Source organism: Candidatus Pelagibacter sp. (genome assembly GCF_965262185.1).
Lineage (GTDB): Bacteria > Pseudomonadota > Alphaproteobacteria > Pelagibacterales > Pelagibacteraceae > Pelagibacter.
The window spans coordinates 1,306,736-1,327,660 of record NZ_OZ253498.1 but is presented as its reverse complement, the minus strand read 5'-3'; the positions used below and the strand labels follow the sequence as shown (position 1 = coordinate 1,327,660).

The following is a 20,925-nucleotide window of genomic DNA, read 5'->3' as shown; positions in this document are numbered from 1 at the left end:
TTCTATTAAAAACAAACTATGTGATCAATATTAATTGGTCGTTTAATTCCAAATTTTTCATCTATTTCATGCTGATGAACATGATGTGAGTGAACAAAAACAGGGATTAATAAATCACTGTTGGTCTTTAAAGTATAAATAAAATTAGTTCCTCTAAACTTTCTATCTACCACTTCTAATTTTAAATTACTTTTATCATCATGTTCAAGGTCTTCTGGCTGCAACAATAATTGAACTTTAGAACCCTTTGGATAGTGTTTAGTGAAATTGCCTTTAATCGTTCCTAAATCTTCATTTTCTAAAGTATTTTCATCTGTAACTTTTGCCGGAATTAGAATACCTCTATTTAAAAAGTTGACTACATCAATGGAGCTTGGGAAGTGATATACATTATAAGGATCATCAAATTGTTTGAGTTCACCATCTAAAATAATTCCACATTTATTACCCAGATAAAAAGCTTCATAAGAATCGTGCGTAACAATTATTGTTGTAATTTTTAAATCTTTTAAAATTTGCTTTAATTTTACTTGTATTTCCTCCTTAAAACTTTGATCAATATTCGATAATGGTTCATCTAATAACAATAAGTCTGGATTTGAAAGCAAAGATCTGGCCAAAGAGGCTCTTTGCGCTTCACCAGAACTAATTTCATGAGGATATTTATCTAAAATTTTTTCTAAATGAAGAAATTTAACAATTTCTTTTAAATTTAAACCTTTTTTCTTCTTTTTATTTCTCTCAGCACCAAAATTAATATTTTCCAAAACATTATAATGAGGAAATAGAGAGTTATCTTGAAACGCTAAAGATATATTTCTATCTTCAGGCTCAGTATGGTAATCCTTGGATGAAATAATTTTATTTTTTAAAATAATTTTACCTGATTGAATCTTTTCAAGTCCAGCAATAGTTCTTAAAATTGTAGTTTTCCCAATTCCTGAAGGACCAAGTAGACAAACTACGTCACCTTCATTTTCAATATTAAATGAAACATTGGTTACTTTATTTTTAGAGCTTGCAGCAAAAGTAACGTTTTCAATTTCTAAAAAATTATTCTTCATAATTAATTATCCTTAACCATATACTTTGATGTAATTAAAATAAAAACGCTTGCAATAACAATTAAAATTATAGAAGGTGCTGCAGCAGCTTCTAATAAATCTTGAGATGCAAATATATGCGCTTGAGTAGCAAATGTTTCAAAATTAAATGGTCTCATAATCAGTGTCATTGGTAATTCTTTTATTATTTCTATAGATAACAATATGCCAACTAATAATACAGAATTTTTAAGATAAGGAACATGAATATTTAAAAATGTTTTTAATTTTGAATAACCTAATAAATATGCACTTTCATCTATTGAATAATTTATCTTTAAATATCCAGATTTAATTCCATTATTAGCTAAAGAATAAAATCTTACAAAATAAACAATGACTAATCCTAATATTGATCCAATAAAAATAGGTTTTATTTCAAAAAAATAAATTATATTTTTATCAAACCAAGATATGAATGTAATGAAAGCTACAGCTAAAATTATACCCGGTACAGCATAACCAGTAATTGAAAATGTTGTTAGAGCATTTAAAAACTTATTCTTGCTAATTCTATTTCCATAATTTGAAACAAAAGATAGAAAAATTAAAAGAAATCCAGATAAAAAAACTAGTATTAGGGTGTTTGAAAGTAATTCAGCAATATTTAAATCTATAAAATGTTTTGGAAATTTTATTGTCCAATAAAACATTTGTAACACTGGAAATAAAAAGCTTAAAAAAAATATTAATGAGCAAAAAATTATTGCCATTAAAGATTTATTTCCATTTAATTTTTTTAAAGTTTTTCTTTTAAAATTTCCTTTAGCTGGGGAATGATATTGTGCTTTTTTTCTAGAAAAATTTTCTAAAAAAAATAATCCAAAAATAAATATTAAAAGAAAAAATGATATTCTATTCGCTAGAGCCAGATCATCAAAAGAAATCCATGCATCATAAATACCCGTGGTTAAAGTTGATATTCCAAAAAATGATACAGCTCCAAAATCAGATAGAGTTTCCATTGCAACTAAAGACAAACCTGCAATAATTGCTGGTCTTGCTGAAGGTAAAATAATATTAAAAAACGTTTTTTTGTCTGAAAATCCAAGGTTTTTACCTAATTCAATTAAATTTTGAGATTGATGCTGAAATGAAGCTCTTGTTAAAACATAAACATAGCCAAATAAAGAGAAGGAAATTGAAATTATAGCACCCAACATTCCATCAAATTTAGGAATAATTTCGTTAAAATTACCATCTCCAAATAAATTTTCTAAAATTGAAAAAGCTGTTCCATAATTTTCAAAAAAAGCAGTGAGTGAATACGCATATATATAAGCTGGAACAGCAAATGATAATATTAATGCCCATTTAAAGAAACTTACCCCTGGAAAATCATAAAATGAAACTAAGTATGCACAACCAACTCCAATTACCAATGTAACCAAGATTACTCCCAATAAAAGAAATAATGAATTAAAAATATATTCAAATAAGAAAGTGTCTTTTATTATTGAAAAATATTCTCCCGTTGGTTTAAAAAAACTACTAAATACAGTTACGATTGGTATAGCAACAATTATAGAAATAAATAAGGAAGTTAAAAACCAAATATTAATTTTATGACTCATTTATTTCCAGCCAGCTTTCAACATTATCTCTAAGGCATCAGCTTGGTTTTTTTGATAATCATCTACTTTAGTTGTTAAATCTTGTTTAAAATTCATTCCCATTTTTTGAACTATTGGATGAGGCTTAACACTTTCTAGCATTGGATATTCAAATGTATTATTTACAATGTGCTCTTGTGCTTCTTTTGTTAAAAGAAACTCTAATAATTTTTTGGCATTCTGAGGGTTGGGAGAATTTTTTAGGATGCCACCACCACTGACATTCATGTGTGCTCCTCTATCATTTTGATTTGGGAAAAAAGGTAATACTTTTAAAGCAGCTTTTTTTTGATCCTCTCCTTTTTGTCCTGATAACATTAATGCATAATAATATGTGTTTGCTATAGCTAGTTCAGCCTCTCCTGCTGCAACAGCTAAAATTTGCGCCCTATCATTACCTTTAGGTTTTCTTGCAAAATTTGAAACTAAATTTTTAGCCCATTGTTGTGTTTGATCTTTTCCATTATTTTTAATTAATGATGCTACGAGAGATTGATTGTATATATTGTTTGATTTTCTTATAACAATTTTTCCTTTCCATTTTTTATCAGCTAAATCTTCATATGAAATTCCATTTAAATCTTCCAAACTGATTTTATTTGGATCATAATAAAAAATTCTTGCTCTCTTTGAAATCCCTGTCCAATTTTGCGACCTAAAGTTTGAAGGAACTGCTAATTCAATAGCTGGTGTTATTGAGTTTTGAAAAAAACCTTTAGAATCTAAATCACCCAATCTTCCCGCATCTGACGTTATATATAAATCAGCTTTAGAGCTCTCTGCTTCTTCAATTATCCTTTTTTCAAGTGCTTTGTCTTTTCCAGAAACAACATTTACTTTAATTCCAGTTTTAGCAGTAAACTTCTCATATAATTGTAAGTCAGAATCATAATGCCTTGCGCTAAAAACATTTACCTCAGCCGCATAAGAGAATTTTGCAAGAAATATAAAAATTATTGTAAATAAATTTAATTTTTTAATCATAATTTTGCGAATGAGAATTATTCTCAATGAGAATGATTATCAATCGCATACTTTATAAAATTATGCAAGAAAATTAGTTAAATATTGAAAAATAAGGGAAATTTTATTTCCAATCACCAATTTTGCTGAATAAGAAATTTCTAAATGCTTGAACTCTAGCAGTATTTTTTAATGACTGAGGATACACAAAGTGTGCTTCTGTTATAGGGCCCTCTACTTTCGGGAGTACTTTAATTACGTTGTTTGAGTTTGTTACTAGATATTCAGGAAGTGCAGCCAATCCTACCCCGGATTCTACAGCTAACAATAGCCCCATTACACTATTAACCTTCATAATTGATTTTCTTTTTTTACCATCATGCATTCCAATTTTTAATGCCCAATCTGGATTATAAACTGGAGAAGGTGCCCCTTTTCCAAATGAAATAAATTTATGTTTATTTAAGTCATTTGTTGTCTTTGGCATCCCATTTTTTTCTAAGTACTTATTTGATCCATAAATATAATATTTAATATCAACTAGCTTTTTTTGAATATAATTAAGCTGTTTTGGCCTTCTCATGAAAATTCCAATATCAGCCTGTCTTGTACTTAAATCTAATTCTTTATCATCAAAGACTAATTCAATCTCAATCTCTGGATTAAGTCTCATAAATTCTTGAATTCTTGGTGTTAACCAGTGAGTACCAAAACTTCTTACAGTTGTTATAGTTAATTTTCCTGATGGTTTATTCTTTTGATCACCTAGAGATGTTTCAACTTCTTTTAACTTGCTTATTACTTCGTGTGCAGTTTTAAAAACATATTCACCGTTTTCTGTAAGAGTTAATCCTCTTGCGTGCCTTTCAAAAAGTTGTACTTTTAAATCTTGCTCTAAAGATTGTATCTGTCTGCTGATTGCAGATTGGCTAAGGTTTAAATTTATAGTAGCATTTGTAAAGCTTCCTGCTTCCGCAACTGCATGAAAAATTTTTAATTTATCCCAATCCATTATTTATTTACATCCACTAATACTCTTCCAGAAATTTCACCTTTTAAAATTTTAGGATAAGTTTCAATTAGCTCCTCTAAACCTACTGTTAAAACTGATTTTTCAAGCAATTCAAAATCAATTAATTTTGATGCTTCACCCCACATAAATTCTCTTCTTTTTATACTGCAATTTGCAGAATCCATTCCCCAAACCTTAATACCTCGTAACATAAAAGGAAGTAAATTGGTGTTAAGTTCATTACTATTTGCATTTCCACATACAGCTATAATTCCATTAGGCTTTGTTTGTGCAATTGCGTTTGCTAAAATTTTTCCACCAACGGTATCTACTACTCCATCCCATAAACCTTTATCTATTGGTCTTGGGTCTTTATCAAATTCAGCTCTATTTATAATGTTTTTTGCACCTAAAGATTTTAAATAATCTGACTTACTTTCTTTTCCGGATACTGCAGTTACATTGTATCCTAATTTTGTTAAAGCCATTATTGCAACACTTCCAACTCCTCCAGTTGCCCCTGTTACTAAAACATCGTTAACTTTTTCTCCAAGCAAAATACTTTCTCTTGCCTGAATTGCAAAAGCACTCATTAAAGAAGTTAAGCCTGCAGTACCCAAAATCATTGCCTGCTTGCTACTTAAGTTATCAGGTTTTTTTACTAGGAAGTCTGCATTAACTTTTGCTATCTGAGAATAACCACCAAAAAATACTTCTCCAACTCTAAAACCAGTTAATATTACTTCATCGCCTGATTTAAATTTTGAATTTTCACTTTCAATTACTTTTCCTGAAAAATCTATTCCTGGTATGTGCGGATACTCTTTTACTAATCTTCCACCATTCTTTAGAATCATTCCATCTTTAAAATTTAAATCTGAATATTCTACCTGAACAGTTACATCCCCATGTTTTAAAAAACTTCTATCTAAAGATTTTACTTCTCTAGAAAAATTTTCACCTTCTTGATTAAGAACTATTGCTTTGAATTGATCAGACACTTTAATCTTTTAGCGTAGTGCTAATAAATCGTAAATATCTATTTTGAAAACTTAAATCTTCTTTGAATTGACCTAAATAATAATTTGTTACCGTAGTTGCTTGTTCTTTTTTAATTCCTCTCATGGTCATACACTGATGAGTTGAATCTATTGTAACTGCAACACCTTTGGCATCTAATGATTCCATTAAAGTATTTGCAATTTGCATTGTAAGTCTCTCTTGAGTTTGAAGTCTTTTAGAAAATACTTCAACTACTCTTGCAAGTTTACTTAAACCTACAACTCTTTCTTTCGGAATATAAGCAACATGAGCCTTTCCAATAATTGGTGCCATATGATGTTCGCAATGACTTTGAACAGAAATATTTTTCTGAACAACCATGTCATCATATCCCTCTACGTCACCAAAAGTTTTATCCAAAATTTTATTTGGATCTTCTTTGTAACCTTTAAAATATTCTTTAAATGCTTTAACAACTCTTTTTGGAGTTTCTAATAAACCTTCTCTATTTGGGTCTTCACCCATCCATGTTAAAATTGTTTTAAAAGCTTCTTCAGCATCTTTGTCTGAAACTTGCTTATTTTCATTTAACTCGTTGTCAGTGTCTTTTACTAATTTCATAGCGCCTTTTTATACAGTAATTACCTAATTTTAAAATATTTATTATATCTAGATATGTGCTACATAATCACATTCTATGTTCAAAAAAAGAGAAAATATCTACGATATCGAGGAAGGAAATCTTCTTTCTCCAAAATTTGATAATGATGGCTTAATACCTGTCATTACTATGTGTTCAAAAACCAAAGACATTTTAATGCACGGCTATATGAATGTTGAAGCATTAAAAAAAACAATTGAAACCAAAGAAGCTCACTACTTTAGCAGATCTAGAAAAGCAATCTGGCACAAAGGTAAAACAAGTGGGTTCACTCAAAAAGTGACTGAGATCAGAATTGATGATGATCAAGACTCAATTTGGTTAACAGTTGATATAGGAGACGGTGCTAGTTGCCATGTTGGATACAGATCATGCTTTTATAGATCTATTCCTATGGGACCAATTGATAATGGACGTAAAGTAGAAATGGAATTTCTTGAAAAAGAAAAAAAATTTGATCCTGAAGAGGTTTATAAAGGACAACCAAATCCTACAAAAATCTAAATGAACGAAAAACAAAAAAATGTTCTAGGCGAAGATCTAGAAGAATGTTCTAACGATCCATTAACAGGTTGGTTTAGAGATGGTTGCTGCAATACAGACGAAAATGACCACGGTGTACATACTGTTTGTGCTAAAGTTACTACCGAATGCTTAGAGTGGATGAAAGAAGCAGGTAACGATTTAATTACTCCGCATCCTGAATTTGGGTTTCCAGGTTTAAAAGATGGAGATGGATGGTGCCTGTGTGCTAGTTGGTATGCAAGAGCAGTTGATGCCGGTAAAGGATGTCCAATATTTTTGAAAAGAACCCACGAAAACACTCTTAAATATGTACCTATTGAAACTTTAAAAAAGTTTGCAATAGATTTGTCCTAATTTACATATTTCCATATCTTGGTCCGCCACCACCTTCTGGTGTCACCCAAGTTATGTTTTGTGAAGGTTCTTTAATATCGCAAGTTTTACAGTGAATACAATTTTGTGAATTAATTACAAACTTATTAACATCATTTTCTTTTTGAACTTCATAAACTCCAGCAGGACAATATCTTTGTGCAGGTTCATCAAATTTTTCCAGAGTATAATTAATTGGTAAATCAGGATCTTTAAGTTGTAAGTGAACAGGTTGATTGTCAGCATGGTTAGTTCCTGTAAGATAAACTGAACTAGTTTTGTCAAAAGTTATAACATTGTCATATTTTGGATAATCAATTTTGGGCATTTGATTTGCAGGTTTTAATGTTTCGTGATCTGCATGTTTATGTTTAAGAGTAAGAGGAAGCTTTCCTCTAAATAAAATTTGATCAATACCTGTAAAGATTATCCCTAAAATTAAACCCCAACTGAAACTAGGTTTTACATTTCGAGCTTCATACAGTTCTTTATATAACCAGCTATTTTTAAATTTATCTTCATAGATAGATAAATCTTTATTTTCTTTTAGGTGTTCATTAATAGTTTCAGCTGCTATCATTCCACTTTTCATTGCGGTATGAGAGCCTTTAATTTTAGGCATATTTAATGTACCAGCATCACAACCTATTAGTAAAGCACCTGGCATAAACATTTTAGGTAAACTTTGAAATCCTCCCTCGATTAATGCTCTAGCGCCATAAGAAATTCTTTTTCCTCCCTCTATTATTTTTTTTATCGCTGGATGAGTTTTAAATTTTTGAAACTCATCATAAGGAGATAAATGTGGATTTTTGTAATCTAAACCAATTACATAGCCTAAAAATACTTGTTTATTTTCAGCGTGATACATAAAGCTTCCACCGTAAGTATTGTTATCAAGTGGCCACCCAGCTGTATGCATTACTAGTCCCTCTTCATGATTTTTTTCTTCTATTTCCCAAATTTCCTTAAAACCAATTCCATATTGCTGGGGATCTTTTCCTTTACTCAGTTCAAATTTTTGAATTAATTGTTTTCCTAGATGACCTCTACAACCTTCAGCAAAAACTGTTACTTTTCCTAAAAGCTCAATTCCTGGTTCAAAGCTATCTTTTTTATTGCCCTCTTTATCTATACCCATATCTTGGGTAGCTACTCCTTTAACAGACCCGTCATCGTTATATAAAATTTCACTTGCTGGGAAACCTGGAAAAATTTCTACGCCTAAACCTTCTGCTTGTTCAGCTAACCATCTGCATAAATTAGCTAAACTAATAATATAATTTTTATGATTTTGTTGAACTGCTGGCAAAAGCCAAGTTGGCCAACTTAAAGATTTCGTTTTTCCTAAGAATAAAAATTTTTCTTTTGTTACTTTGGTTTTTATTGGTGAGTTAAGTTCTCTCCAATTTGGTAACAACTCATCTAGCGCTCTTGTTTCAAAAACATTCCCGCTCAAAATATGTGCTCCTATCTCTGAAGCTTTTTCAAGCAAACAAACATTTAAATTTGAATCTAATTGTTTTAATTTAATTGCAGTCGCTAATCCTGATGGGCCACCACCAATGATTACAACATCATATTCCATAGATTCTCTAGACATAATCTAGTTTTTAACTGTAAGGATTATTTTTGTATAGTGTTTAATTTGTTCAGCTCTTCCATGAACTGAGGTAATGCTTCAAAGAGATCTGCTTCAAGTCCGTAATCTGCAACACTGAAAATCGGAGCTTCACCATCTTTATTAATTGCAACAATAACTTTACTTTCTTTCATGCCCGCTAAATGCTGAATTGCTCCTGATATTCCAACAGCTATGTATAAATCTGGCACAACAACTTTTCCAGTTTGTCCAACTTGATGATCATTGCTTATATAACCTGCATCAACTGCAGCTCTTGATGCTCCAATAGCTGCTCCAAGCTTGTCAGCAATTTCTGTAATTAATTTAAAGTTATCTCCACTTTGCATTCCTCTTCCGCCTGATACAACAATTCTAGCTGTACCAAGTTCAGGTCTATCAGATTTAATTTCTTCTCTTTTTACAAATTTTGTATTTGAAAATTCTTCTCCAGCATCAATTTTCTCAATTGGTGCTGAGCCTCCTGAGCTTTCACAAGGTTCAAATGAAGTTGGTCTAATAGTTACACATTTTTTTGCATCATTACTTTTAACTGTTGCAAAAGCATTCCCAGCATAAATTGGTCTAACAAAAGTATCAGATGATATTACTTTTATGATGTCACTAACTTGTGAAGTATCAAGATGAGCTGCAATTCTTGGCATTAAATTTTTACCAAATGTATTTGCTGAACAAATGATATGAGAATAATTTTCTGCTAACTTAACAACAACTGGAGCAAAATTTTCTGCTGTGAAATTTTCATAGTGTGGTGCTTCAACACTTAACACTTTCTTAATTACTGGAAGTCCTGATAGTTGCTTTGATGCCTCCTCACTATTACTTCCAATTATCACTGCGTGAACTTCACTATCAATTTGTGAAGCAGCTGTAGCCGCATTTAATGTAAATGGTCTTAACTCTTTATTATTATGTTCTGCTATAAGTAAAACCGCCATTATATTACCTTTGCTTCGTTTTTTAATTTTTGAACTAATTCTGCTACATTAGCCACTTTAATACCGGCTTTTCTTTTTGGTGGCTCTTCTACTTTAATTTGCTCTACTCTTGGAGAAGTATCAACACCTAGATCAGATGCAGAAATTTCTTCAATTGGTTTTTTCTTTGCTTTCATAATGTTTGGAAGAGAAGCGTATCTTGGTTCATTTAATCTTAAATCGCAAGTTACAATAGCAGGAACATTTATTTCAATTGTTTCAAGTCCCTCATCAATTTCTCTAGTAACTTCTAGTTTATTTTCTTTTACATCAATCTTTGATGCAAAAGTTGCTTGTGGCCAATTTAATAATGCGCTCAACATTTGACCTGTTTGATTACAATCATCATCAATTGCTTGTTTTCCCATAAAAACTAAATCTGGTTTTTCTTTTTCAACAACTTTTTGTAAAATTTTTGAAACAGCTAATGGCTCTAGTATTCCATCTGCTTTAACATGAATTCCTCTATCTGCTCCAACCGCTAAAGCCTTTCTGACAGTTTCTTGAGCTTTTTCTTCACCTACAGTTATTGCAACCACTTCCGTTGCCTTTCCTGCTTCTTTAATTTTTACTGCCTCTTCGATTGCATTATCATCTGGTGGATTAGTTGACATTTTTACATTGTCTGTAACTACACCAGTGCCATCCTCTTTAACTCTTATTTGAACGTTGTAATCAATAACTCTTTTTACTGCTACTAAGATTTTCATTAAGCTCTCAACAAATTATTTTCTGAATCGTATGGACTTTCATCTAAAACAGTAGCGTCATACATTTCACCCAATATATCAACTTGTAATTTGTCGCCTACATTAGAACAATCAGGCTTTACCATTGCAAGAGCAATTGATTTATCTAATCTAAATCCAAACTCACCGCCTGTTGCTCTTCCAACAACTTTACCATCTTTAAATATAGGATTATTTCCTAAAACATCTGCATCTTTAGTATTATGAACTTCTAAAGTTACTAACTTGTTATCAAAACCTTTTTCTCTCCATTTATTAAGTGCCTCTAAACCAATAAAGTTTCCTTTATTTGGATGAATAAATCTATCTAGTCCAGATTCATATGGAGAATATTCAATTGATAATTCTGTTCCAACCAATTTGTAAGATTTTTCAACTCTTAAACTATTCATTGCTCTGATACCAAATGGTTTAATTCCTAAATCTTTACCAGCTTCCATTAATTTATCAAAAATATGATTTTGATACTCGATTGGATGATGAAGTTCCCATCCAAGTTCACCAACAAAATTTACTCTCATGGCATTCACTGGTGCATATCCTACATTCACATTTTTTGCTGTAAGCCATTTAAAGTTTTCATTAGAAAAGTCATCTGTTGAAACCTTTTGCATTAGTTGTCTCGCTTTAGGGCCAGCTACTACTAATACACCTGTGCTATTAGTTAAATCTTCAAAAATTACAGATCCATCATCTGGCATCCATTTTTGAATCCAATCATGATCTAATCTTAAATTTGCTCCAGCTGATACTAAGTAATAACTATTCTCGGCTTCTTTCATAATAGTAAATTCTGAATGCACGCCACCTTTAGTATTTAATGCATGACATAAATTTATTCTTCCAATCTTTTTTGGAAGTTTGTTTGCAACTAAATAATCTAAAAATTCCTCTGCTTTAGGTCCTCTTATTCTACATTTTGCAAAAGCAGTCATATCTAAAAGACCAACATTTTCTTTTACGTTTTGACATTCCTTTTTAATTGCATCAAACCATTTTGATCTTCTAAATGACCAATCATCTTTTTGCTCCATTCCATCTGTTGCAAAAAAGTTAGGTCTTTCCCATCCAAATTTTTGACCAAAAACTGCTCCTAAATTTTTCATTCTTTCGTAACATGGAGCTGTTCTTAAAGGTCTTGCTGCAGGTCTCTCTTCGTCTGGATAGTGAACTATAAAAACATGACTATAGGCTTCTTCATTTTTAGATTTTAAATAAGATTTTGTTGCGTAGTTTCCATATCGCCTTGGTTCAACTCCTAACATATCAATTGTTGGTTCACCGTCTACAATCCATTCAGCAAGTTGCCAACCAGCACCACCTGCTGCAGTTATTCCAAAACTATGACCTTCATTGATCCAAAAATTCTTAAGTCCCCAAGCTGGTCCAACAATTGGATTTCCATCAGGTGTATAACAAATTGCTCCATTATAAACTTTCTTAACTCCAACTTCCCCAAAAGCAGGAACTCTATGTATTGCTCCTTCAATATGTGGAGCTAATCTATCCAAATCTTCTTGAAATAATTCGTATTCAGAATTCTTTGATGGTCCTTCTACATAACATGCTGGTGCACCATCTTCATAAGGTCCTAAAATTAATCCACCTGCTTCTTCTCTCATATACCATCTGCTATCGCTATCCCTTAAAACACCCATTTCTGGTAAACCATCCTTTTTTCTTTGTTGAATAGCAGGATGTGGTTCTGTGACGATGTATTGATGTTCAACAGGAATAACTGGAATATCTAATCCAACCATTTCACCAGTTTGTCTTGCAAAATTTCCAGAACAAGAAATTACATGTTCACACTCTATTGATCCTTTATCTGTTTCAACAATCCATCCATCTTTTGTTTGTCTCATTGATAGAACAGTTGTGTTTCTATAAATCTCGGCTCCCCTATTTCTTGCACCAGTGGCTAAAGCTTGTGTTAAATCTGCGGGTTGGATGTATCCATCCTCTGGGTGTTGAATTGCTCCAACTAAATCATCTGTATGACACAAAGGCCAAATTTCTTTTACTTGTTGTGGAGTTAAAAATTTTACATCTACTCCAATTGTTCTAGCAACACCTGCGTACTGATGGTACTCATCCATTCTATCTTTTGTGCTTGCTAAACGAATGTTTGAAACAACACTAAAGCCAACATTTTTTCCAGTTTCTTCCTCTAAAGTTTTATAAAGATTTACTGCATACTTATGAAGTTGTCCTACAGAGTAACTCATATTAAACAACGGCAGCAAACCTGCGGCATGCCAAGTTGAACCTGAAGTTAATTCTTTTCTCTCAACAAGGACTACATCAGACCAACCCTTTTTTGCTAAGTGATAAAGAGCACTAACACCAACTACTCCACCACCAACTACTACGACTTTAGTTTTTGTTTTCATTTTGTGATTCCTACTAAATTTTTATTATTAACGAAACAAAAATGTATCTATGGATAATCAAATTGAGCTGCCGAGGGGAATTGGACTTGAGACCATTGTGGTCAACCAGCAATCTTTTAAAACTCCTTCGTCTGTGTATTTTTCAACCTGCCAATTGAACTTGTGATAAATTTTATCCTTATCTAAAATAATGACCTCAAACTGAGCCCATTTGTCACTACTGCCAAGCTCTGTGATAGTGTGACTTAAGTGATTAATCATCATTTTATAGGAGGCACCTTTTATCATTCTCTTAAATTTACCTAGGGGACCTGTCACTCTTTTATTATTTGGGTGAGCAAAGGTCCAGGTTTGCTCTATCCCTCTATCTTTATATTCTAAATCATTTTGTTTGAGACCATTAAGTTGAATTTCAACAACTTCTTTTGGAGTAATGTTTTTGTTTGGATTTACCAGCTCCGAATATGAATAAACAGTAGTTAATAATAGAATTAATAAAGCACTAAATATTATTCGCAGTTTTTCTAACATCATCTAAGAACTCTTGTCTTTTTGAGTCGCTTACAAAAGGTACTGCAAAATATCTTCTATAGGTAATGTTATATATGCCACACATATGAAATACCCCTCTTTTCAATCTTCTAATGGGTAAATTTAAAAAAAAGGTAGTAATAGCTAGTCTTGGTGAGCCATATGTACAAAAAATTACTGCTTTCTTTTTTCTCAAATTACCAATTGGATAGCCATAGTTTCCAACGAGTTGCTTAAATCTAAATGCCCATGGCGGTGCCAATACTTTATCAATCCATCCTTCAACAATTGCTGGCATTCTAAAGTTCCAAATAGGAGCAACTAATACAATAGTATCACACTCTTCTATTCTTTTTCGATGATCTAAAACTTCAGCACCTGGTTCTTCTCCAGCAAAAACTGGATCAAATTTTTCTTTATATAAATCTACAACATCAACTTTGTTACCTTTTAATTCAGAGTGTTTTATGAACTCATTTTTAATTGCTGCATTAAATGAATTGTCATTATAATGACCATAAACTAGGAAAATTTTTTTCATGCTTTCTAATTAACAAAAAAAATCAAAAAAACTATAAGATTATTTTTTATTCCGAGGTTTTGTACTTACTATTGTTAATTATATAGACAAATAAAATAGGTAAAATTAGCGTCAGTAAAGTTACAACAATTAACAATATCCCAAGTTCTGAATAATCAGCGGTAGTTTGGATTTCACCTGAAACTTTATCTTTTACCTCTCTGGTAACTGTAAAAATTTGATTTAAATATTTTGTCCCTAAAGCACTTGCTGAAAGAGCTAAATTTGTAAATGAAGCAAAAACTGCAAAAAAAGTTGCTTTAAGATGTGAGGGAGCATTTTTAGCAATCCAGGCTAATAAAGGGATCATTGATACCTGTCCTAATGGAGACTCTAGAGCTGTATTAAGTATTGCTATAAATTTAGCATCAACTACTCCTCCAGTTAATGAGGCAGTCCAATTATGAAATCCATAATACATTCCAACACTTGGTAAAAATAAAATTGCACCAGCTATACTTAATACAACAATAATTTTTGCAATTGAGTTATTAGCCATAAATGGTCTTAATAAAACAATTCCAGCCAATGTTAAAATTGATGCCAGTAAAGATAAAATTGAAAAAAACTGCTCATTAAAACCAAGTTCATCAATTTCAAACCATGTAAGACCAGGACCAGGACCAGGCATTGCTCTAAATATAAATATAATTACTGCAGTACCAACAATTGTTAACCTTAAGTTGTCTGGCAACTCTTTGATAAGTTTAAACATCAAAAATAAAATTATGACAACTGAACCAATAAAAACGATCTCTTGTGCAAAAGGAACATTGAAGGATCCTATAGATAAAGTGAAAATAACAAATATTAAACTTCCCCCAAGGATCCACCAATTAATCTTGGTTTTCTCAGATCCTCTTTCCTCTTTAAGCTCAAGTCCTTTAGATTTTAAATTATGAATTTTTTTATTCCTTAAATATTTTGCTAAAAATACTCCTAAGATTGAAACAACTGGAATAACTAATGCATATAAATAAATTTTACCGTATAGAGCAATTTTAGCAGTCTGTTCTAGGCTATCTACATCTCTAAATAAAATTACATTTACTAAAGCAACTAAAACAGTGCCTCCAATGATTGCAAAACGACCAAGAGTTTGCATTGTTGTATGCATAATTTTAACTTGATCTTTACTGTAATCATTTCCACTTTCATCAGTTAGTGGCACAGCTTCAACAGTCATAGCATCAGCAACAACATCTTGAATTACATAACCAACAGGAGCTAAAATTACGCTAATCACAAACCAAGTCTCAACTTTTAAAATTTCAGACATGTCTTCGGTATGAATTATAAGGCCATACATAATCAGTAAACTTAAGGCGATTAAAGAAGCACCAAAGTAAACCATATAATTTTTTCTATCCCATATAAGATCAACTAAATGACCTAAAGGCATTTTTAATGCCCATGGAATTCCAGCCCAAAAACCAAGCCCCGCTAAAAATGCTGCAGATAAATTTAAATAATCTTTAACAAAAAAAGTTCCAACTATTCCTGTTAATCCAGAAATACCCGCTGCAACATAAACCATTAAAGGTGGTAGATAAGTCCATTTAAATTGTCGGCCTAAATCTAAAAAAGTACTGTCTAAAAATTTTAAAACTTTATTCATAAAAATTATTTTTACTCATTATAAACAATTAAGAAAAAATATAAATTTATCTTGGAGAACTTAAATTAAATGATTTAACCAAGTAAAAGCCTACAAACATTGAAACTACAAAAGTTATTGAATAAATATTCAATAAAGCAATAGATGTTATAGCTGGACCAGGACATAATCCACCTAATCCCCAACCAGCGCCAAATAAAGCTGAACCTAATATTAATTGATTATTTATTGTTTTGTTATTTGAATAATTGAATTTATCTACAAGTAACGGTTTTTCTTTTTTTTTAATTATATGAAACAAAGGAGATGAAACGACCAATGCTCCCATCATCACAAATGCTAGAGAAGGATCCCAATTACCAAATAAATCTAAAAAACCTAATACTTTTGCAGGATTAATCATTTCAGATATCACTAAACCGATACCAAATATTATTCCTGAAAGAAGGGAAGCTAATTTGTTCATAATAAATTTTTTATAAATACAGTTAAAATTCCAACAATCATAAATGTAATTGTTGCAATAATTGATCTTAAAGAAAATCTTCCAATACCACTTATGCCGTGGCCACTTGTGCATCCACCGCTAACACGTGTTCCAATTCCAACTAACAAACCTGCTGCAATCATCAAGACGTAAGAATTAGAAATACTAATGTTAATTCCTCCTTTAGAAAATATAGAGTAAATAAATGGTGCAATAATTAAGCCCAACAAGAATAATAAATTATCAAATTTATTTTCTTTTTCTGTTAAAGCATTACTTGCAATCCCACTAATTCCAACTAAACGACCGTTCAGCAAAAAAAATACAGCTACTGCCAATCCAATTATCAATCCACCAGTAAAAGCAGGAATTGGTGTAAAATTTACTATGTTCATAAAATTAATCACTCAAAACAGGAAAAGCCTGTCTTACTTTTAAAAAAAATTTTTGATATTCCATTTTGGTACATTTGTTTTCTACATATTCAATATTATTTTTTTCTACAAGTGACTTAGCATTTTCATCTCTTATTCCAAGTTGTAACCATAATACCTTAGCACCAATTTTTACAGTATCTTCAGCTATGCCAAAAGCTTCTTTGGAAGGTCTAAACACATCTACAATGTCTATAGGATCTTTAATATCTTTTATAGAAGCATAGACTTCCTCACCTAAAATTTTTTTACCTTTAGCTGATGGGTTAATTGGGTAAACTTTATACCCATACTCTTGCATATATTTCATAACAATAGTTGAGGGTTTCTTTGGATCATTACTAACACCGATCATTGCAATAGACCTAGAATTTTCTAAAATTCTTTTTATGTTACTCATTTAATTAATTGTTTTCTTTTTTAATTTGTTCTTCACAGAATTTTCTTGCTTCATTCAAGTCTGTAATTTTTGTCTCAGATAATTTTTGACTTCCTGCAATACAAGCATCCACTGCTCTTTTAAAATTATGATCTTTAAAATTTAATACAAAGTACATTCCAAAAATAACAAATAAAATAATGAGTATATTTTTTTTGCTCTTCATTATTATTTATGTTTCCAGTTTGGCTGTCTTTTTTCTAAAAAAGCTGAAATACCCTCCTTTGCATCGATTGCCATCATATTAACAGTCATCATTTTACTAGTGTACGCATATGCTTTTCTTAGAGGCATTTCTAATTGTTTATAAAAAGCTTGCTTTCCAATTTTAATGGTCAAGTTTGATTTAGAAGCAATTTTTTTTGCTACTTTTAAAACTTCATCATTTAATTTTGATTTAGAAAAACAATTATTTATTAAACCAATTTCTTTTGCATAATCTGCTTTGATTGGTTCTCCTGTTAACAGCATGTGCATCATTGGTTTACGATTAATTTTTCTACTAACAGCAACCATTGGTGTACTGCAAAACAATCCAATATTTACACCTGGTGTTGCAAATAAAGAGTCTTTAGTACTATATGCAAGATCACAACTTGCAACTAACTGGCAGCCCGCTGCAAAAGCTGCACCATGAACTTTAGCAATAACTGGTTTTTTTCCTTCTACAATTTGAAGCATCACTTTAGAGCAAAGATTAAATAACTTTTGATACTTATCTTTTTTTTTAAGACTTCTTACTTCTTTTAGATTGTGACCAGCGCTAAAACCTTTGCCGGAACCTTCTAAAATTATAACTTTAACATTTTTATCAGCATCTAATTTTTTTAATGATTTTAATAAATCGGAAAGATTTTTAAATGATAAAGAATTATATGTTTTCGGTTCATCAATTATAATTGACGAAATTTCAGAATTAATTCTCTTTATTTTAATATTACTAGTCATTTAATCAGTTAGTCCGTCGGATCTAGCCTGATTTCTTTCTATATGAATTGGTAAAACTTTACCATAAATTGCTTTTGAATGTTCTGGGGTATTTACTCTATAGGGATCTAATACATAAGCTGGAATGCACATATATCTTGATTTTTGACCTTCTACTTTTGTAACTCTATGCAGAGTAAATCTGCCTTTAAAAATTTGAAGATCTCCAGGTTCTAATTTAAGCTGTCTAACTCTTGATCGATCTCCGTCTAAAACTTTTTTAACCTCATCAAAATTTTCATTTCCTGGTGCTCTTATATTTGGACAATATTCAAAAATACCTCCTTTTTCAGGTTTCTGAATCATCAAGCTTAGAGTGAACTCACAACTATCAAAATGCCAAGGAAGAATTCCATCAGGTTTCATAACATTGTACGCATGACAAGCCAAAGGGTCTGCCCATCTATAAATAGGAGAAATACCTAAACATGCAGAAACAAATTTTAAAAGTTCTTCAGTTTCATAAAGATATTTCATTTCTGAATTTTTTGGAAAGCAATCTGAATTTAAATATCCATTATACCTTTCCATAAAATTTCTCTTTGGATGTTTTTCAGGTAAACTTGTGTCATCTTTAGCATAAAGATATGCATTGATGCTTTCTTTAGACATATAAACTTCATTAAGTTGTTTTTCCAATTCTGTATTCATTACCTCTAAAGATTTAGGTAAAATAAAATTTGGGATAGTTGAACAACTATATTGGTCTAATTCTTCCTTACATTTTTTTACTAAATTCTTAATGATTGGAGAATTTAAATCGTGAATAGGATATCTTTTTAAATCGACAATAGTATTTAATCTATCGTTCATTAAAGTTTATTTTAATTTACCCTCTTCTCTCATTTGAGCTCTAATTTTAGTTGCTGAGATTTTTTGAGTTTCCTCATCTAAAACTATTTCCTCAATTTTATATCCAACACCTCTTCCGTAACAAATATTTGTAATGTTAGGGACCAACATAATTTTAAATTGACCTTCAAATTCAGGATTTAATCTTTCTTCAATATTTTTTTTTACAGTTTCAAAATCAAATGGATTATCATCAACACCCTGTACATCTCTTATTTGAATACAAACTTGTCCTGTTTTTTTAATTATCTCTTTGAACAAGGTATAGTGCCCATCGTGAAATGGTTGCCATCTTCCTAGCATTTGTGCTGTCGGTTTTTTATTATCCCATTGATATGTCATTTTTTAATCTCCTCAATTATTAACGGTGCCCATTTTTTAGCGTCCTGAGTTGTTACATGGTAATCAAAATTTTTTGGATTAACAAACATTTGATTAGTATCTTCAAATCTACCTTTCTTTATTGTATCCACCCAAATTCTAAAATCTGCTGGAAACATACTTCTTGCCTCCGGTGTAGGAGCAACAAAGTCTGCAATTACATAATGACCTTCTGCTTTTAATTTAAGAGCAAATTCAGCCATTCTTTTAGCTTGTCTTACTCTTCCCGCTTCTGAAAAATCCCAATCATCAGCTGCTTTTCTAACTTCATCGGCATTTAATCTTTTAGCGTTTAACATGGGCGCCATTTCATCTGCTAAAGTTGTTTTACCTGCACCAGGTAATCCCATTACTAAAATTATTTTCATTAAATATCTTCTAACGGATGATGGGACATTAATTCAAGTCCATTTTCACCAATTAGGTATTGTTGCTCAAGCTTAACACCTTCTTTACCACCCACTTTACCAATATAACTCTCAAGTGTAATTGTCATGTTCTTCTCAAAAGTTCCACCTTCTTCTCCACCATCAGTTGGATATCTTATTTGAGGCCACTCATCACACAAACCAATTCCATGAACCATACATGAATACCTATTTCCATAATATTCATCAGGCAAAACCCAAGATTTTTTAACAAATTCTTTAAAACTCATTCCCGGTTTTATTAATCTATAATTATGATCAATTTGATTTCTAGCCATTGAATATAGTTTTTTTTGCTCATCATTAAATTTATGTCCGACTACAAAGGCTCTTGATATGTCAGCACAGTATCCATAGGGACCAACCATATCTGTATCAAAAGCAACAATTTCTCCTTGTTGCATAACTTTATTACTACTCTCTTGCATCCATGGATTTGTTCTTTCACCAGATGATAAAATCCTACACTCAATCCATTCACCTCCATTTTCAATATTTGTTTTGTGAAGTATTGACCACAGTTCATCCTCCGTCATACCTGCCTTAAGATCTGATCTCATTTTAGACACACCTTTTTCTGCAACTTCTATTGCTGCTTTCATACAAGTTAATTCATCAGATGATTTGATTACTCTTGCTTGTTCTAAAATTAATTTTGCATCTACAACTTCAATACCTTCTTTAATTAAGGCTGCAACCGCAGGACCATTTAAAACATCGATTGCAATTTTTTTTGATTTAAAATAATTTTTTGATAAATCTTTAACTTCATTAATCCATTTTGATAATTGTAAATTTGCTTGATCTCCATTGCTAAAATAATCCCATGTGATTGCAGGTCTTATTTCGTCAATTAGATTTAAATGCTTTGATAATATTTCACAATTAAAATACTCATAAAGAATTGTTGGTCCATTTACAGGAATAAAACAATATCTTGTTAAATTATGCATATTGTAGACACTCATGTTCACAGTATCTAAAGCATAACGAACATTTACAGGATCAAAGAGAATACAAGCCTCTAAATTATTTTTTACTAATTCTTTTCTGACCCTATCTAAACGATATGATCTTAATTTATCAAAATCAATCTCGTCTTCTCTTAATCTTTTTTTGGTAATAAAATTTTGTCTTGGTTTTATCTCAGGAACTATTTTTCTACTAAATCTCATG

24 protein-coding genes are annotated in these 20,925 nt (G+C 31.1%); 2 read left to right on the top strand and 22 right to left on the bottom strand.

The window, feature by feature from the left end; genetic code table 11:
- Positions 1-5 precede the first annotated feature (5 nt).
- The 6 genes from ACQY31_RS07215 to folE all read right to left on the bottom strand — a co-directional run bounded on the left by ACQY31_RS07215 (position 6) and on the right by folE (position 6,314).
- On the bottom strand, positions 6-1,064 hold the full coding sequence (locus ACQY31_RS07215) for an ABC transporter ATP-binding protein (protein ID WP_428079810.1): 1,059 nt from the start codon (positions 1,062-1,064) through the stop codon (positions 6-8).
- A 2-nt stretch (positions 1,065-1,066) separates the two neighbouring features.
- The gene (locus ACQY31_RS07210; RefSeq protein WP_428079809.1) at positions 1,067-2,677 is read right to left on the bottom strand and encodes an ABC transporter permease; all 1,611 of its coding nucleotides are present in this window, start codon (positions 2,675-2,677) and stop codon (positions 1,067-1,069) included.
- Positions 2,678-3,700 (bottom strand): extracellular solute-binding protein, encoded by a 1,023-nt coding sequence (locus ACQY31_RS07205; protein ID WP_428079808.1) that lies wholly within the window; start codon positions 3,698-3,700, stop codon positions 2,678-2,680. It abuts the gene before it with no gap.
- Between the two features lie 103 nt (positions 3,701-3,803).
- A complete protein-coding gene (locus tag ACQY31_RS07200; protein WP_428079807.1) occupies positions 3,804-4,691 on the bottom strand; it encodes a LysR family transcriptional regulator in 888 nt (295 codons plus the stop codon).
- Positions 4,691-5,692, bottom strand: a complete 1,002-nt coding sequence (locus tag ACQY31_RS07195; RefSeq protein ID WP_428079806.1) for an MDR family oxidoreductase — start codon at positions 5,690-5,692, stop codon at positions 4,691-4,693. Before ACQY31_RS07195 ends, ACQY31_RS07200 begins: the two co-directional genes overlap by 1 nt.
- A 1-nt stretch (position 5,693) precedes the next feature.
- Positions 5,694-6,314, bottom strand: coding sequence for a GTP cyclohydrolase I FolE (gene folE / locus ACQY31_RS07190; protein ID WP_428079805.1), 621 nt, complete (start codon positions 6,312-6,314; stop codon positions 5,694-5,696).
- 76 nt (positions 6,315-6,390) lie between these two features.
- Between folE and hisI the strand changes: the two genes are divergently transcribed.
- Together hisI and ACQY31_RS07180 are read left to right on the top strand one after the other, a co-directional pair.
- Positions 6,391-6,858: a phosphoribosyl-AMP cyclohydrolase gene (hisI, locus tag ACQY31_RS07185; protein ID WP_075506137.1), complete on the top strand. Its 468-nt coding sequence runs from the start codon at positions 6,391-6,393 to the stop codon at positions 6,856-6,858.
- On the top strand, positions 6,859-7,233 hold the full coding sequence (locus tag ACQY31_RS07180; protein ID WP_428079804.1) for a DUF2237 family protein: 375 nt from the start codon (positions 6,859-6,861) through the stop codon (positions 7,231-7,233).
- Position 7,234: 1 nt separating this feature from the next.
- Here the strand turns inward: ACQY31_RS07180 and ACQY31_RS07175 are convergent, their stop codons facing one another.
- From ACQY31_RS07175 to ACQY31_RS07100, 16 genes are read right to left on the bottom strand one after another with little or no spacing between them, the layout of a single operon-like run.
- Positions 7,235-8,854 (bottom strand): electron transfer flavoprotein-ubiquinone oxidoreductase, encoded by a 1,620-nt coding sequence (locus ACQY31_RS07175; protein ID WP_428079803.1) that lies wholly within the window; start codon positions 8,852-8,854, stop codon positions 7,235-7,237.
- A 23-nt stretch (positions 8,855-8,877) separates the two neighbouring features.
- Positions 8,878-9,831, bottom strand: a complete 954-nt coding sequence (locus tag ACQY31_RS07170) for an electron transfer flavoprotein subunit alpha/FixB family protein (protein ID WP_428079802.1) — start codon at positions 9,829-9,831, stop codon at positions 8,878-8,880.
- On the bottom strand, positions 9,831-10,580 hold the full coding sequence (locus ACQY31_RS07165) for an electron transfer flavoprotein subunit beta/FixA family protein (RefSeq protein ID WP_428079801.1): 750 nt from the start codon (positions 10,578-10,580) through the stop codon (positions 9,831-9,833). The genes ACQY31_RS07170 and ACQY31_RS07165 overlap by 1 nt, the downstream gene beginning before the upstream one ends.
- The gene (locus tag ACQY31_RS07160) at positions 10,580-13,012 is read right to left on the bottom strand and encodes a GcvT family protein (RefSeq protein ID WP_428079800.1); all 2,433 of its coding nucleotides are present in this window, start codon (positions 13,010-13,012) and stop codon (positions 10,580-10,582) included. Before ACQY31_RS07160 ends, ACQY31_RS07165 begins: the two co-directional genes overlap by 1 nt.
- A 57-nt stretch (positions 13,013-13,069) precedes the next feature.
- Positions 13,070-13,546, bottom strand: a complete 477-nt coding sequence (locus ACQY31_RS07155) for a hypothetical protein (protein WP_428079799.1) — start codon at positions 13,544-13,546, stop codon at positions 13,070-13,072.
- On the bottom strand, positions 13,515-14,084 hold the full coding sequence (locus ACQY31_RS07150) for an NAD(P)H-dependent oxidoreductase (RefSeq protein ID WP_428079798.1): 570 nt from the start codon (positions 14,082-14,084) through the stop codon (positions 13,515-13,517). The genes ACQY31_RS07155 and ACQY31_RS07150 overlap by 32 nt, the downstream gene beginning before the upstream one ends.
- 46 nt (positions 14,085-14,130) lie before the next feature.
- Complete coding sequence (locus ACQY31_RS07145) at positions 14,131-15,741, bottom strand: hypothetical protein (protein WP_428079797.1); 1,611 nt, start codon at positions 15,739-15,741, stop codon at positions 14,131-14,133.
- Positions 15,742-15,787: 46 nt separating this feature from the next.
- On the bottom strand, positions 15,788-16,207 hold the full coding sequence (locus ACQY31_RS07140; protein WP_428079796.1) for a DUF6691 family protein: 420 nt from the start codon (positions 16,205-16,207) through the stop codon (positions 15,788-15,790).
- Complete coding sequence (locus ACQY31_RS07135) at positions 16,204-16,623, bottom strand: YeeE/YedE family protein (protein WP_428079795.1); 420 nt, start codon at positions 16,621-16,623, stop codon at positions 16,204-16,206. The genes ACQY31_RS07140 and ACQY31_RS07135 overlap by 4 nt, the downstream gene beginning before the upstream one ends.
- A gap of 4 nt (positions 16,624-16,627) precedes the next feature.
- Positions 16,628-17,062, bottom strand: a complete 435-nt coding sequence (locus ACQY31_RS07130) for a CoA-binding protein (protein WP_428079794.1) — start codon at positions 17,060-17,062, stop codon at positions 16,628-16,630.
- A gap of 4 nt (positions 17,063-17,066) precedes the next feature.
- Positions 17,067-17,267, bottom strand: a complete 201-nt coding sequence (locus ACQY31_RS07125; RefSeq protein WP_428079793.1) for a hypothetical protein — start codon at positions 17,265-17,267, stop codon at positions 17,067-17,069.
- Positions 17,268-17,269: 2 nt separating this feature from the next.
- Entirely contained in the window at positions 17,270-18,049 is a 780-nt protein-coding gene (locus ACQY31_RS07120; protein WP_428079792.1) for an enoyl-CoA hydratase, read from the bottom strand.
- Complete coding sequence (locus ACQY31_RS07115) at positions 18,050-18,901, bottom strand: HalD/BesD family halogenase (RefSeq protein WP_428079791.1); 852 nt, start codon at positions 18,899-18,901, stop codon at positions 18,050-18,052. It abuts the gene before it with no gap.
- Positions 18,902-18,907: 6 nt separating this feature from the next.
- Entirely contained in the window at positions 18,908-19,282 is a 375-nt protein-coding gene (locus tag ACQY31_RS07110; RefSeq protein WP_428079790.1) for a cytidyltransferase, read from the bottom strand.
- Positions 19,279-19,689: an AAA family ATPase gene (locus ACQY31_RS07105; RefSeq protein WP_428079789.1), complete on the bottom strand. Its 411-nt coding sequence runs from the start codon at positions 19,687-19,689 to the stop codon at positions 19,279-19,281. Before ACQY31_RS07105 ends, ACQY31_RS07110 begins: the two co-directional genes overlap by 4 nt.
- Complete coding sequence (locus ACQY31_RS07100; RefSeq protein ID WP_428079788.1) at positions 19,689-20,924, bottom strand: M24 family metallopeptidase; 1,236 nt, start codon at positions 20,922-20,924, stop codon at positions 19,689-19,691. The genes ACQY31_RS07105 and ACQY31_RS07100 overlap by 1 nt, the downstream gene beginning before the upstream one ends.
- Between the last annotated feature and the right edge of the window lies 1 nt (position 20,925).